12 protein-coding genes are annotated in these 14,981 nt (G+C 69.4%); 3 read left to right on the forward strand and 9 right to left on the reverse strand.

Annotated elements, in window-relative coordinates; translation table 11 throughout:
- The 5 genes from mreB to N803_RS01125 all read right to left on the reverse strand — a co-directional run bounded on the left by mreB (position 1) and on the right by N803_RS01125 (position 4,551).
- Positions 1-1,032: a rod shape-determining protein gene (gene mreB / locus N803_RS01105; protein ID WP_084763903.1), complete on the reverse strand. Its 1,032-nt coding sequence runs from the start codon at positions 1,030-1,032 to the stop codon at positions 1-3.
- 137 nt (positions 1,033-1,169) lie between these two features.
- Positions 1,170-3,251 carry a M14 family zinc carboxypeptidase gene (locus tag N803_RS01110; RefSeq protein ID WP_035901871.1) on the reverse strand — a complete coding sequence of 694 codons (2,082 nt, stop codon included), beginning with the start codon at positions 3,249-3,251 and terminating at the stop codon, positions 1,170-1,172.
- Positions 3,252-3,460: 209 nt separating this feature from the next.
- On the reverse strand, positions 3,461-3,883 hold the full coding sequence (gene ndk / locus N803_RS01115; protein ID WP_035901874.1) for a nucleoside-diphosphate kinase: 423 nt from the start codon (positions 3,881-3,883) through the stop codon (positions 3,461-3,463).
- Positions 3,884-3,892: 9 nt separating this feature from the next.
- A complete protein-coding gene (locus N803_RS01120) occupies positions 3,893-4,288 on the reverse strand; it encodes a DUF4233 domain-containing protein (protein WP_035901875.1) in 396 nt (131 codons plus the stop codon).
- Positions 4,285-4,551, reverse strand: a complete 267-nt coding sequence (locus N803_RS01125; protein WP_035901878.1) for a hypothetical protein — start codon at positions 4,549-4,551, stop codon at positions 4,285-4,287. The genes N803_RS01120 and N803_RS01125 overlap by 4 nt, the downstream gene beginning before the upstream one ends.
- A 277-nt stretch (positions 4,552-4,828) precedes the next feature.
- On the opposite strand from N803_RS01125, the gene N803_RS17240 reads away from it, so the two are divergent.
- On the forward strand, positions 4,829-5,824 hold the full coding sequence (locus tag N803_RS17240; RefSeq protein WP_052111578.1) for a hypothetical protein: 996 nt from the start codon (positions 4,829-4,831) through the stop codon (positions 5,822-5,824).
- Positions 5,825-6,048: 224 nt separating this feature from the next.
- Here the strand turns inward: N803_RS17240 and N803_RS01135 are convergent, their stop codons facing one another.
- From N803_RS01135 to ileS, 4 genes are all read right to left on the reverse strand, one after another.
- Positions 6,049-7,440, reverse strand: a complete 1,392-nt coding sequence (locus N803_RS01135; RefSeq protein ID WP_035901881.1) for a bifunctional folylpolyglutamate synthase/dihydrofolate synthase — start codon at positions 7,438-7,440, stop codon at positions 6,049-6,051.
- Between the two features lie 121 nt (positions 7,441-7,561).
- Complete coding sequence (locus N803_RS01140) at positions 7,562-8,005, reverse strand: VOC family protein (protein WP_035901882.1); 444 nt, start codon at positions 8,003-8,005, stop codon at positions 7,562-7,564.
- A 146-nt stretch (positions 8,006-8,151) separates the two neighbouring features.
- Entirely contained in the window at positions 8,152-8,580 is a 429-nt protein-coding gene (locus tag N803_RS01145) for a helix-turn-helix domain-containing protein (RefSeq protein WP_245616935.1), read from the reverse strand.
- A gap of 62 nt (positions 8,581-8,642) precedes the next feature.
- Entirely contained in the window at positions 8,643-11,996 is a 3,354-nt protein-coding gene (ileS, locus tag N803_RS01150) for an isoleucine--tRNA ligase (RefSeq protein ID WP_035901885.1), read from the reverse strand.
- Positions 11,997-12,526: 530 nt separating this feature from the next.
- Here ileS and N803_RS18990 point away from each other — a divergent pair.
- Together N803_RS18990 and N803_RS01165 are read left to right on the forward strand one after the other, a co-directional pair.
- Positions 12,527-14,110: a prenyltransferase/squalene oxidase repeat-containing protein gene (locus tag N803_RS18990; protein ID WP_052111579.1), complete on the forward strand. Its 1,584-nt coding sequence runs from the start codon at positions 12,527-12,529 to the stop codon at positions 14,108-14,110.
- Positions 14,107-14,967 carry a hypothetical protein gene (locus N803_RS01165; protein WP_035901890.1) on the forward strand — a complete coding sequence of 287 codons (861 nt, stop codon included), beginning with the start codon at positions 14,107-14,109 and terminating at the stop codon, positions 14,965-14,967. Before N803_RS18990 ends, N803_RS01165 begins: the two co-directional genes overlap by 4 nt.
- Positions 14,968-14,981 lie beyond the last annotated feature (14 nt).

Genomic DNA, 14,981 nt, shown 5'->3' on the forward strand with positions numbered 1-14,981 from the left:
TCACAACCGGCGATTGTCGACGAGCACGCGGTGCAGGGTGTCGAACTCCTCGACGCACCGACCCGCGCCGCGCGCCACCGCTCGCAAGGGATCGTCGGCCACGGTGACGGGAACGCCCAACTCGTGATGCATCCGCTCCGCGAGACCGCGCAGCAGCGCGCCACCGCCGGTGAGGGTGATGCCTCGATCCAGGATGTCGCCGGCAAGTTCCGGCGGGCAGACGTCGAGCACCGCGCGGGCGAGCTCGACCATCTGCAGGACCGGCGCCTCGATCGCCCGACGCACCTCGGCGGACGAGATCGAGACCGTCTTGGGCAGTCCGGTGACGAGGTCTCGGCCGCGCACCCGGGCGCTGAGTTCCTGACGCAGCGGGAAGGCCGAACCGACGTCGACCTTGATCTGTTCGGCGCTGCGTTCGCCCAGGAGCAGGGAGTACTCGGACTTCACGTGGGCGATGATCGCCTCGTCGATCTCGTCGCCACCGGTCCGGATCGAGCGAGAGGTGACGATGCCGCCGAGGCTGACGACGGCCACGTTCGTCGTGCCGCCCCCGAGGTCGACGACCATCGACGCCATCGTCTCCTCGATGGGCAGACCGGCACCGATCGCGGCCGCCATCGGCTCCTCGATGACGTGCACCCGGCGGGCACCGGCACGCAGCGTCGAGTCCTCGAGGGCGCGCCGCTCGACACTCGTGATGTCGCTCGGAACGCAGACGACCATGCGCGGACGGAAGAGCCGGGATGGCGCCACCTGGTCGACGAACCAGCGCAGCATCCGTTCGGTGACATCGGCGTCGGAGATGACCCCGTCACGCAGGGGCCGGACGGCCGTCACCGAGTCCGGGGTGCGGCCGAGCATCTCCTTGGCGCGGGTGCCGGCGGCCAGCAACTCCGACGTCCCGGCGCGCACCGCGACCACCGAGGGCTCGTCGAGGACGACACCTCTCCCCCGCTCGTAGATCACCGTGTTGGCCGTCCCGAGGTCGATCGCGAGGTCTCTCGCGCGCACCCATCGGTCCAGTCCAGCCACGCTTCGATGCTACGTGCGCAGCGCGCGCAGACCCGGCCCCAACACGCAGGGGCATGCCGGCCGCTCCGGGTCCCACGCTCTGCGTGGGCGTCGAGCGGCCGGCATACCGGCTGTGTCATCTCACCTGTGGCGAGAGGTCACTTCTTGCGGTTGCACGGGTTGCCGACGTCGATGGACTGGCCACGGTCGACGACGATGCTGCGGGAGCCGATGACCTTGCCCTGCTTGTTGGTGCAGGTGAGGTTCCACGACTCCTTGATGCCGGACTCATAGGCCGGGACCGGAGCCTCGAAGGACATCGTGCCCGTCCAGTCCGCCGACGTGCCGTTGTCGTAGTTGATCGCCTCGACCGTGTAGGTCCCGGGCACGGGGTCGAGCGCTGCCGCGATCTCCGGGTTGGCCAGCGTCGCCGCCGACGCGACCTGGTTGCCGTCAGCGTCGTAGACATAGAAGTCCCAGTCCGTGTTGGGGTCCGGGTTCGGGCCATCCCAGCCGAAGGTGAAGATCACCTTGCCGTTGTCGTAGGTCGGCATCCCCTCGATCGTCACCTCGGAGAACTCCGACGTGCCGACGGCAGGCACACCCGCCGGGTTGGCGATCGACGAACTCGGCTGCGTCGGGCCCTGCGGGTCACGCCCGTAGCGACCGACCACGAACGGACGCGTCGACGGGTTGACCGCCCACGAGAACGCCCCGCCGTTGCCTGCGAGCGACGATGCGAGGTTGTCGATGTAGGTGATGGCCGGGCTCGTCGTGCCACCCGGCTGGAGCACCTCGGACGTTGCTGCGGTGAACGACTTGCTGACCGTGAGCGTTGTGTTGGCTGGGGCCTTGCCCGTGATCGTCGAGTGCATCGTCGGGTCCATCGTGGCCGCGGCGGCTCGGTAGTAGGCCTCCCGGTTGCCGCCCTTGCCAGCACCAGCAGCAGGTGCGAGGCCGGCATACTCCGCGACGACTCCGGTCTCGAACGGCGGGTGGAAGCCCTCGGTGCCGATCTCGAAGGTGAAGCCGTAGCCACCGGTGTTCCAGTAGCTCCAGTCCTCGGTCGAGCCGGACGTGTCGTAGAGGCCGAACGACGGGATGTTGGCGTAGTCGTTGTGGGCCGCGAAGTCCGCACCGAGGGCGCGGTACTGCACCTCGTCGGGGCTGAAGCCGGTGGAGGCCAGCGACGGCGGACGCAGCACGAGGTTGCTGTAGGTGTGGTTCGAGATGAGGGCCGTCACCTGGCGGCTCGACACGAGCTTGCGGATGTTGTCGACCTCGGGCTCACCCCCGGGCTCGTCACCGCGGTAGGTGTCACTGCTCCACGTGAACGAGGCGCCGGGACCGCCCCAGAAGCCCGGGTAGTTGCGATTGGGGTCGGTGCCGCGCAGGCGGCCGGCGAGGTTGTCGTCGCACGGACCGGTCGTGTACTGCGCCGGCGCCTTCGTGCTGATCGAGCAGTTCTTGCGCTTCATCTCGTAGTCGAAGGTGCTGAAGTCGCCGTTCGGGGCGGCCTCTCGCGAGATGTCGAAACCGTCGACGTTGACGACCGGGACGACGATCGTGCGCATGCCCTTGAGCAGGCCGGCGTTGCGCGCGTCGCCACTCTCGAGGAGGTCGTAGGCGAACTCCATCGCGTGCTCCGCCGACGGCCATTCGCGCGCGTGGTGGGCACCCATGATGAGGAAGACCGGTTTGCCGTCGTTGATGTTCGCAGCGCCATCGGTGATCTCGATGCCGTTGACCGGCTTGCCGAGAACGGTCGTGTTCTCGAGGGTGAGCGGCTTGACCTTCGTCGGATACTTCGCCGCGAGATCGGCCATCTCCGAGGTGTAGTCGGCAAGGTGTCGGTAGGACGTGCGACCGCTTGGCAGCGCGGACTCCGCGGTGCTCGCCGCGTAGGCCTTGTCCTTCGCGGCGTTGGCGCGTTCCTCGGCGGCGAGATCGGCGATCTTGACCGTCCACGTGTGGCCGGCGGCGCGCAGCTTCTGCACATCGGCGCGGCCGTGCAGGACGACGTCGACGCCGGTCGCGTCGGCGTGCTCGGTCGTGTCGAGCCCAAGGGCATCGACAGCCGAACGCTCGGCCTGCGTCTTCGCGTGGACATGGACGACCTGGGTCCGGTCGTCCGTTGAATCCGGCTGCGGGGCCGCGGTCGCGACGCCACTTCCTGCCAGGCCAGCGAGGGCGAGCGCAGACGCCGCCACCACCCCCGGCCCGAATCGAGTGATCCTCATGCCTGCTCCTTGGGTCATGCGGCGGGCGGCCTGATGGGCCGTGCCCGTCAACCTAGGGAGTTACTCACCGGTCCGCTCGGCAACCGTTTTCGCATCCCGTGCCGTACCGGTGCCGTGAAGGAGGAACGGACACAGGTATGCCGGCCGCTCCGGGTCCCACGCTCTGCGTGGGCGTCGAGCGGCCGGCATACCGGATGTGTGTGGTCGGTTCAGAGGTTGGGGAACCAGATCGCGATCTCGCGAGCCGCGGACTCCGGGGAATCGGAACCGTGGACGATGTTCTTCTGGACCTTCTCGCCCCAGTCGCGGCCGAGGTCACCGCGGATGCTGCCGGGGGCCGCCTCCGTCGGGTTGGTGGCGCCGGCGAGCGAACGGAAACCGGGGATGCACCCCTGGCCCTCGATCACGGCAGCCGTCACGGGACCGGACGACATGAACTCGAGCAGCGGCTCGTAGAAGGGCTTGCCCTCGTGCTCGGCGTAGTGGGCAGCGAGCTGCTCCCGGGTCGGCGACGTCACGGCGAGCGCGACCAGGGTGTAGCCCTTGGCCTCGATGCGGCGCAGCACCTCCCCCGAGAGACCGCGGGCGTAGCCGTCAGGCTTGACGAGGACGAGCGAGCGTTCGATGGTCACGGGGGCAGCCTATCGAGCGGACTCGGCGTCGCGTTCGCGGGCCGCCACGAGCGCGTCGGTCTCCTGCCCCTTGACGAGCATGTAGACCCAGAGGCCAGTGAAGACGAGCCCGACGCCGATCATCGCCGGGACGACGACCGCGCTGGCCCACGTGAGCAGTTGGACGAGCCAGCCGAGGGGGAGGCCGAGGGGTCCGCGCATGAGACCCGCAGCGATGAGGGCGAGGACGGCCAGTGCGACGCCGCCCCAGAGGAGGGTTTCGGCGTTGTCGTCGCCGCTCGCGATCGCCGTGCCACGCGCGACGAGAGCACCCAGGCCGATGACGATGGCCTGTCCGCCGAGGACCATGGCGAGCATCCGCCAGGTGAACTTGCCGAGGGTTCCGGTGACCGGGATGCGGCTCATCCGCGCTTCCATTCACGCACGTCGATCGCGGCCTTGGCGGCGTCGAGCGGCGCCTTCGTCGCCTGCCGGTAGAGCTTGATGGCAGTGACCTTCTTGTCGTGGGCCAGGGCGTGATCGATCGACTGCTGCACGTCGAGCGGCAGATCCTCGACCGGGCGGAAGCTCACGCGGTCGCCGCGGGTGCTCTCGCGCACCTTGGTCAGGAGCCAGAACACCAACGCCGCGATGGCGATGATGACGAGCAGCTTGGTGAGCGGGTGCATGCCCAGAAGCGTATGCCGCGTGGCCCGGAACCGAGGGATCCGGCCCGCTGAGGGACCTTGGGGCCGCACTGCCCAGCGCCTCGATCCCCAGGCGCCGCACAACGTGTGCGCCGGTCGCGCGACCGGCGCAGATATTGGTGACCGGCGCAGCCATGGCAGCGCCGGTCAGCACGGTGAGCGCCGGTCGCGCGACCGGCGCAGATCGTGAGATGCCCTCGGGGTCGGGGGCTGTGGAAAACGCGACGGCGAGGTCGGCGAAAACTGCCACGATCGCGCCATGAGTACGCCGCGACGCAACCCACTGAACCCGGCTGTCCTTCGCCTGGCGGCCGACGTCCGGCGCCTCGGCGAGAGCCCGAAGGACAAGGACGAAGCCGGGTCTCCGCTGTGGCAACCCGTGCGGCACGGAGTGATCGTCCCGACCTCCACCTGGCACCGCCTCTCGGCCGACCAGAAGCACGAGGCGCTCGTCCATGCGACAGCTCTCCGGATGGACGACGACTCGACGGCAGTCTTCTCACGCACCTCGGCAACAGGACTGTGGCGGCTACCGCGGATCTCGCCGTGGCCGGCATACGCGGAAGTGACGACACCGAACAAACGCACGCGATCCTCGGGGCTCATCCGACGACACCACTTCGTGCAGGACACGGTGGTCGAAATTGCCGGGGTCCGAGTCACCCCGCTGCTCCGAACATTGCTCGACACCGCACGGTTCGAGGATCTGTTGGACGCCGTGGCCGCGCTGGACCATGCGCTGCACCACGGCATGTGCGACGTTGCAGCTTTGGAGGAGGAGTACGACGCGCTGGAGTCGGGGGTCAAGGGTCGGGCGCGCGCACGACTCGCCCTCGACCTCGCCGATGGGCGCTCGGAGTCACCCGGGGAGTCGTTGTCGCGGGTGCAGATGTTCCGCCTCAACCTGCCTCGTCCGGAGCTGCAGGTGGAGGTGTGCGACGCGAACGGCTCGATCGGGTTCTGCGACTTCGGCTGGGGTCGGACGATGGGCGAGTTCGACGGTCGGCAGAAGTACGGCACCCGCAAGGGCATGGACCAGAAGGAGCTCGAAACCGTGCTCTGGCACGAGAAGCGACGGGAGGACCGGATCCGCGCCACCGACCGCAAGATGGGGCGATGGGTCTGGTCAGACGCCATCAACCCGAAGCGGATGGAGAGGATTCTGGCGGTGCAGGGAGTCAAGGCCCAGGCGAAGAACACGTGGTTCACCGCGCGTCAGGCGGCCCTTCACCCCCGGAACGTCGACGCAGCCTGACCCCCGTTCGCCCGCGAGGTGTGGAGCTGAGGCCCAGCCCGGCGCCTCGCACTTCTGCGCCGGTGGCGCGACCGGCGCAGAAGTTGGTGACCGGCGCAGGTATGGCAGCGCCGGTCACCACGATCTGCGCCGGTCGCGCGACCGGCGCAGATCGTGAGCAGCGCAAACCAGCCGCCCGTGTTGGACGTCGCAGCCGGCGCAGATCGTGAGCGGCGCTGGGGCGGTCAGTCGTCGGTGACGCCGAGGAGCATCCGCACCTCGGCGGCGGTGATGACCGAACCTGTTGCGAGCACTCCCCCACCAACGCCGCCCTCGTCGGCGATGCCAGCCGCCCGGTCCAGCGCGTCGGGCAGGTCATCGACCACCGTGACCCGGTGCTCGCCGAACACGCCCTTGGCGATCTCGCCGAGGTCGTTCGGGCGCATGGCTCGGGGCGAGGTCGTTCGCGACACCACGACCTCGTCGAGCACCGGCTCGAGGATCTCGAGCATCTCGGTCGCGTCCTTGTCCTTGAGGATCGCGATCACGCCGACGAGCTTGGTGAACGTGAACGCCTGGTTGAGCCCGTCGCGCAGGGCCACCGCACCCGCCGGGTTGTGGGCCGCGTCGACGAGCACCGTCGGGCTGCGACGGACCACCTCGAGCCGACCCGGTGAGGTCGCAGCAGCCAACCCGGCCTTGAGCACCTCGAGGTCGAGTGGCTGCTCGCCTCCGCCGAGGAACGCCTCGACCGCAGCAATGGCCAGGGTCGCGTTCTGTGCCATGTGCGCACCGTGGAACGGCAGGAACAGGTCCTCATAGGTCGCAGACAAACCACGCACGCTCAGCGCCTGCCCGCCCACAGCGACGTCACCACCCTCGAGTCCGAACTGAACCCCTTCGACGGCCAGCTGCGCGCCGACCTCCGCAGCCCGATCGCTGAGGATGGCGGAGACCGCCGGGTCGGCCTGCTCCGCGGAGATCGCGATGCCGTCGGCCTTGATGATGCCGGACTTCTCCAGCGCGATGTCCGTGACGGCGCTGCCGAGGAAGTGCTGGTGATCGAGGGCGATCGGGGTGATGACCGAGACGACGCCGTCGGCGACATTGGTCGCGTCCCAGCTGCCGCCCATGCCCACCTCGATGATCGCGACATCGACGGGAGCGTCGGCAAAGGCGACATAGGCCACCGCGACGAGAACCTCGAAGTAGGTCATCCGCGGTCCGCCATCCTCTGCGGACTTCGCATCGACGATCTCGATCAGGGGTGCGACCTCGTCATAGGCGCGCAGGAACTTCTCGGCCTCGATGTTGCGACCGCCGATGGCGATCCGTTCGAGCATCGTGTGCAGGTGCGGGGACGTGAATCGCCCTGTCTTGAGCCCCATTTCGCGCAGAATCGACTCGATCACCCGAGCCGTCGTCGTCTTGCCGTTGGTGCCCGTCAGGTGGATGACGGGATAGGTCCGCTGGGGGTCGCCCGCGAGCTCCATGACGGCCTGGATGCGGTCGAGCGACGGCTCGAGATCGTGCTCGGGAGCACGGGAGAGGATCGACTCCTCCACCTCACGCAGTCGCTGCATGATCTCGAGGTTGCGTGCTGCTTCGCGCTGCGCGGAGTCGGGAGCCGGTGCCATGCGCCCATTGTCTCAGGGGCCACGGGGTGGAGACACCGTGCCGCGTGGAGTCTGCCGTCATGCGTGCGTTCGCGACGAAGGAGCGACTGAGCGCGCATGGCGGCATACCCCGCGCGAGGGGTCAGTCGAACGAGACGCCCTCGAAGTCCTCCGGCGTGTACTCGCGCGGCTCGACCAGCACCATCCAGTTGCCCGAGTTGTCGCGCATGAGCGCCTCGACGCCGTAGGGCCGGTCCTCCGGCTCCTGGAGAAACTCGACGCCCTTGGCGCTGAGGTCCTCGAACGTCTTGCGGCAGTCGTCGACGTTGAGGCCCACACCCGGCAGTCCGCCCTCGAGCTGGGCCCGCTGCATCGCCGCGATGAGATCGTCGGAGAGTGGCTTGCTCGGCGTGGTGAGGTGCAGGTGCAGCTCGGGCTGGCTCGGGTGGGTCACCGTGACCCAGCGGAAGTCCTCCCCCAGCATGATGTCGTCGCCGGCGCTGAAGCCGAGGACGTCGGTGTAGAAGGCGAGGGACTCATCGAGATCCTTCACCCAGACGGACACGAGGCTGACGTTGGTGATCATGATTCGACCGTAGGTGTCACCTTGCGCTCGACGCTTCTCCCGAATTGCGGCGTATGCCGTCCGCACCCCTTGCACTTCTTGCCCCGTTGGGACACGTGGCGGCGGCCTACGGCCGACGAAACGTGTCCCAACGGGGCAAGAAGTAGTCAGGTCGAGTCGTGGCGTCGCTCGACCAGGCCCGACATGAAGACCCAGCAGCCGGGGATCCGGGGAGCCCCGCGGACGGCATACCGGGCCTGAAAGGCGCTGGGAGTCTCGCCGACGATCTCGCTGAACCGGCTGCTGAACGACCCGAGACTCGAGTAGCCCACCGCGTGGCAGACCTCCGTCACCGTGAGGTTCGTCGTGCGAAGGAGGTCCTGGGCGCGCTCGACCCGACGTTCGCCGAGGTAGGCCAGTGGCGTCAGGCCGTAGACCTTGGCGAAGGAGCGCAGGAAGTGGAACTTCGACAGCATCGCGATCGCCGCGAGTTCGTCGAGATCCAGATCCTCGGCGAAGTGACGGTCGATGTGGTCGCGGGCCCGACGCAGGTGGATGAGGACGTCACCGGGGACGCGACGCACGGGCTCGGGCACGCACTCACCCTAGGACCGTCCGCGGCATCGACGGGGCGACGCCGCGGACGGACGGGCATGGATCAGCCGAGCTTGCTCACGAGGATGCGGACCTGCTCGCCGTCACCGACGGTGGCCTCGGAGGCACCGTTGCCCGCGGGGATCGCGTCGAGCTGGGGAGCCGAACCGAACTGGGTCGCCAACGTCTCTTCGACGATGAGCGCCTGGTGGGCGACGGTCGCCTCCCACACGGCCTGCGACCCGGTGACGGTGAGGGAGATGCGGTCGCTCACGTCGAGGCCGGCGTCGCGACGAGCCTGCTGCACGGCGCGGATGACGTCGCGGGCCAGGCCCTCGGCCGCGAGCTCCGGCGTGACCTCGGTGTCGAGCACGACGAACCCACCACCGGGCAGGACCGCAGTGGCGCGCGAACCCTCGCCGCCGCCCTCGACAACGGTCTCGAGGACGTACTCACCCTCGACGAGCTCAAGCCCACCGGAGGTGACGGTGCCGTCCTCGGCCACCGACCAGTCGCCGGACTTCGAACCCTTGATGGCGGTCTGGACGTCACGGCCGAGGCGCGGACCGGCTGCACGAGCGTTGACGGTGAGGCGCTGGGTGACGCCGAAATCGCTGTCCCCCACCGCATCCAGGTCGAGGAGCGAGACCTGACGGACGTTGACCTCGTCGGCGATGATCCCGGCGAAGTCCTTGAGGGACGCAGCGTCCGGCACGACGACCGTGAGATCGCGCAGGGGCAGACGCACGCGCAGCTTCTCGGACTTGCGCAGCGACGAAGCCACCGAGCAGATCGTCCTGGCCTGGTCCATCCGGGCGACGAGCTCGTCGTCCGCCGGGAGCTCGTCGACCGTCGGCCAGTCGGCGAGGTGCACCGAGCGCTCCCCCGTCAGTCCGCGCCAGATCTCCTCGGAGACGAGCGGGAGCAACGGAGCCGTGACGCGGGTGAGGACCTCGAGGGTCGTGTAGAGGGTGTCGAACGCCGCCTTCGTGTCTGCCGCACCCTCCTCGGAACCGGTGTCCCAGAAGCGTTCCCGCGACCGACGGATGTACCAGTTCGTCAGCACGTCGACGAACCCGCGCACCGAGTCGCACGCACCGGCGACGTCGAGCCCGTCGAGCTGGGCCGTCGTCGTCTCGACGAGCTGGCGCAGCTTCGCCAACAGGTAGCGATCGAGAGGTGCGGTGGACGCCGTCGACGAGCGGGCGGCATACCCGGCTTCTCCGTCACCGCCACCACCGAAGGCGTTGGCGTAGAGCGAGAAGAAGTACCAGGAGTTCCAGAGCGGGATGAGCACCTGGCGGACGCCCTCGCGGATGCCCTCCTCGGTGACGATGAGGTTGCCACCGCGCAGGATCGGCGAGGACATGAGGAACCAGCGCATCGCGTCGGCTCCGTCGCGGTTGAACACCTCGGAGACGTCCGGGTAGTTGCGCAGCGACTTGCTCATCTTCTGGCCGTCGTTGCCCAGGACGATGCCGTGGCAGATGACCGACGTGAACGCCGGACGGTCGAAGAGCGCCGTCGCGAGGACGTGCATCGTGTAGAACCAGCCGCGCGTCTGGCCGATGTATTCGACGATGAAGTCGCCCGGGAAGTGGTGCTCGAACCAGTCGGCGTTCTCGAACGGGTAGTGGACCTGCGCGTAGGACATCGAGCCGGAGTCGAACCAGACGTCCATGACGTCCTCGACGCGGCGCATCGTCGACTGGCCGGTCGGGTCGTCCGGGTTGGGTCGGGTGAGCTCGTCGATGAACGGACGGTGCAGGTCGGGCTCGCCGTCAGCGTTGAGCGGCAGGCGCCCGAAGTCGCGCTCGAGTTCCTCGAAGGAGCCGTAGACGTCGATGCGTGGGTACTCGGGGTTGTCCGAGCGCCAGACGGGAACAGGGCTGCCCCAGAACCGATTTCGCGTGATCGACCAGTCGCGGGCGTTCTCGAGCCAGCGACCGAACTGCCCGTCCTTGACGTGCTCGGGCATCCACTCGATCTGCTGGTTGAGCTCGACCATGCGGTCCTTGAACTTCGTCACCTCGACGAACCACGACGAGACACCCTTGTAGATGAGGGGCTCGCGGCAGCGCCAGCAGTGCGGGTAGGAGTGGTCGTAGGTCTCGCGGCGCAGCAGGATCGTCCCCGGCGTCACCGAGCCGAGCTCTCCCGTCCCGCGCGTCGCCGCCTTGAGGTGGTCGATGATCGGCGCGTTGGCGTCGAAGACGAGCATGCCTTCGTACTCCGCGACGGGGAACGTGAAGGCGCCGTCGGACCCGACCGGCATGACCGGCTCGATGCCCTCGCGGTCGGTGACCTCCTTGTCGACCTCACCGAACGCACCGGCGGTGTGGACGACACCGGTTCCGTCGGTCGTCGTCACGGCGTCGTCCGCGGCAACGATGCGGAAGGCGTTCTCGTGACCGGCGTAGTAGGAGAACGGCGGCGTGTAGGTACGCCCCACGAGGTCGGCGCCCTTGTAGCGACCGAGCACGTTGGGCGTCTCGCCGAGCTCGCGGGCGTAGTGACCCAGGCGCGCCTCGGCCAGGACGTAACGAGCAGTGACACCCGACTCCTCGCTCCCCGGCACCGGCGCCTCGACGACGACGTAGTCGATCTCGGAGCCGACCATCGCCGCGAGGTTGCTCGGCAGCGTCCACGGCGTCGTCGTCCACACGAGGAGGTGGGCGCCGTCGAGCACCGGGTCCGCACCCGTCGAGTCGAGCAGGTAGCCCACCGTCACCGCCGGGTCCTGCCGCATCTTGTAGACGTCGTCGTCCATGCGCAGCTCGTGGTTGGACAGCGGCGTCTGGTCGTTCCAGCAGTAGGGCAGCACGCGAAAGCCCTCATAGACGAGGCCCTTGTCGTGGAGCCCCTTGAACGCCCAGATGACCGACTCCATGAAGGTCGGGTTGAGCGTCTTGTAGTCGTTGTCGAAGTCGACCCAGCGCGCCTGGCGGGTGACGTAGTCGCGCCACTCGTCGGTGTACTTGAGCACCGACGCGCGGCAGGCGGCGTTGAACTTCTCGATGCCGAGCTCGACGATCTCGTCCTTGGTCTTGATGCCGAGCTGGCTCATCGCCTCGAGCTCGGCGGGCAGGCCGTGGGTGTCCCAGCCGAAGCGGCGCTCGACCCGGCGGCCACGCATCGTCTGGTAGCGCGGCACGAGGTCCTTGACGTAGCCGGTGAGCAGGTGCCCGTAGTGCGGCAGCCCGTTGGCGAACGGCGGACCGTCGTAGAAGACGAACTCGTTCTCGCCGTTCTCGCCCGCGTCACGCTGCTCGACGGACGCTCGGAACGTGTCGTCCTCCGCCCAGAACGACAGGATGCGCTCCTCGATCTCCGAGAAGCGCGGGCTCGGCGAGACGCCGAAGGCTGCGCCGGGCTGGCTGGTGGAGGAAGTGGAGGAGGAGACCTTGGGATAGGTCATGTCGGGTGGCTCCTGCGGTCGTCGCGTCGTCGGGACGAGGACGAAAGGCCAACCGGTGTATGCCGGCCGCGCACCTCCGCGGTACCACCTCGCTTGCCGCACACGACCCCCGCCTCGGGCACCGAGGTGGGCGGACGGCATACGACCGCTCTTGCCAAAGATCGTGACGTGACCCGGACGTTCGGTTCTAGTGAGCGGGCGGACCCGCCGTTCTTCCGAAGGCTCGCCGCTGATGACGGCTCAGACGCCTGTGAGCCCAGTCTAACGGCAGTTGGGTGGCGCCTTCGAGCGCGTTAGACTCGCCCCGTCGCCGACCCCTCGGTGACACCAACCGCGTCCGCGGGGGAAAGCCGGTCCAAGTCCGGCGCTGACCCGCAACCGTAGGCCTCCCGTGAGGGCGGCGAGCCGGACCACCACGCAGGCGCGAGCGGCTCCACACACACCCGTCGAGGTCACGGGACGGAGCCCGGACAGCCTCCACGGCCGGGTTCGGGCGATCGTCACGAACCGCTGAGGAAGGCTTCACCCACATGTTCCGCTCCGCACTTCGCGTGCGCGTCGCCGCGCCGTTGGCGCTGGCTGCCCTCGCCCTGGGTATGCCGTCCGCCGCCCTCGCCGAGACCACGCCGGCTCCCAGCCCGACCACCTCCGCGAGCACCACCCCGAGCGCCACCGCGACTCCCGGCGCGACCACGAGCGCCCCCGCCGCCTCGACCAGCCCCGGTGCGACCGAGACCCCGACCAAGACCCCGAACGAGGCGCCGTCCAGCAGCGCCGAGACGTCGCCCAGCACCTCCCCGTCGGTGGTCGGCGAGACCTCGCCCTTCGGCCGCAGCGGGAAGCGCGCCGGTCGGATCGCGGGCAGCCCCACGCAGCAGGCGGCCCACGCCGGAGCCTTCATGGTGCGCACTCTCGCGGCCAACGGTGACCACTACAACTACCCGGCCTCAACGTACTTCGACGGCGGCAACACCATCGACGCGATCCTCGGCCTCGACGGTGCGAAGGTCGGCCTCGACGGTGCCGACAACGCCATGGACTACCTCGCCGACAACGTCGGTGGCTACATCGGGACGGACTTCGGTTCGCTCTACGCCGGGCCGGCCGGCAAGGCGCTCCTTGCCGCCGTGGCCCACGGCGCCGACGTCACGGACTTCGGCGGTGTCGACCTCGTCGACGTGCTGCTCAACGACTCGCTGGGTGCCGCCGAGCCGGGCCGTTTCTCCGACCTCCCGGCGACGGGCTGCGGGTTCGACGTGTGCGACTACTCCAACACGATCGGTCAGTCCCTCGCCCTGATCGGTGTCGGTCGGGCCACGGGTGAGGTCCCGGACGTCGCGATGGACTTCCTCCTCGACCAGCAGTGCGCCGACGGTGGTTTCCGCGGCGACGTCGACGCGAGCACCTGCGTGAGCGACCTCGACGCCACGGCGTTCGCCGCTCAGGCCCTCGTCGGCCGCTACGGCCCGGACGACGCCCGCACGGTCAAGGCCCTCGACTTCCTCGTCGGCAAGCAGGCCGCGGACGGCAGCCTCCTCAACCAGGACGGCCAGGCCAACACGAACACCGTGGGTGTGGCAGCCCAGGCCTTCGCGGCCGGTGGTCGCACCACCGCGCTGGCCAAGGCGCAGGCGTTCCTCGCGGACTTCCAGTTCGACTGCTCGGCCCCGGCGGCCCTGCGCGGCGGCATCGCCTTCACCGCCGCCGACCGCGCCACACTCCTCGCGAACCCGAGCGACAAGGACGCCTTCGACAAGCTGCTCCGCGCCACGCCGCAGGCGACTCTGGGCCTCGCGGCCGGATCCCTGCTCGACGTCACGTCCGAGGGGTCCGTGGCCACGGCGCCCGCGCTCACGTGCACCACGACGCCGACCCCGACCGGCTCCGCCTCCCCGTCGGCCACGCCGACCGCCACCTCTTCGGTGACGCCCACGCAGACCCCGAGCACGACTGGGTCCGCCACCCCGACGGCGACGCAGTCCCCCACGGCCGGTGGCCCCGGCCTGGCCTACACCGGCGCGTCCGTGGTCTGGCCGTTGACCGTCGGCGCCGCGCTGCTCCTTGCAGGTGCCGCAACCCTTCTCGTGGCCCGACGGAGGGGCGCCCACCAGTGACGGTGGTACGTCGCGTCCTCGGGTCGCTCATCGCGGCGACCCTGCTGACCGCCGGCCTGGTCGGGGCGAGTGCCCCGGCCAGTGCCGCGGTCTGTTCGACCACCTCGGGCGTCTCGGTCGTCATCCAGTCGGCCGAGGGAACCTCGACGCACTGCGTCTCGGGTGACCCGAGCAGCGCCCTGAGTGCCCTTCGCGCCGTCGCGTCGGTCACCGAGGTCGCGACCCAACCGGGGTTCGTGTGCCAGATCAACGGCTACCCGAACACCAACTGCACGCGCACGCCTCCCGGGAGCGCCTACTGGGCGTTCTTCCACGGTCCGGCGGGCGGATCGTGGACCTACAGCCAGAGCGGCGCGGGGAGCTACAACCCGGCGCCCGGTTCCTCGATCGGTTTCCGCTTCGGATCGGGATCGGCACCCTCCGTGGGCCCTGCGTCCCCGTCCACCCCGAAGCCCACGGCGACGCCCCAGCCCACGACCGCGACGCCCCGACCGACCACGACGGCACCGCGACAGACGACGGTGACCCCGCGTGCCCCCTCCCGGGCTCCGACGAGCGCGACCACTCCGGGAACCTCCGCGACGACGCCCCCTGGCTCCGCCGCGACGAGCACGCCCGGCGGCAGTGCTGCGGCGCCCAGCGGCACGGCCACGGCCGCAGCCCCTCCCGGGACCTCGGCATCGGCGTCCAGCCCCAACCCGACGGACACGGGCACCGTCGCGGCCCAGAAGCCGCTGACCACCGGCTCGGGAAGTTCGGGCCGGCTCGTCGGTGGCGGCGTGCTGCTACTCGCCCTCGCCGCCGCGGTCGCTGCGGTGGCCCTTCGCCGACGCGCCACGTCCCGCCCTCAGCCGTGACCGGCGGGACACTC

This window comes from Knoellia subterranea KCTC 19937 (genome assembly GCF_000768685.1).
GTDB lineage: Bacteria > Actinomycetota > Actinomycetes > Actinomycetales > Dermatophilaceae > Knoellia > Knoellia subterranea.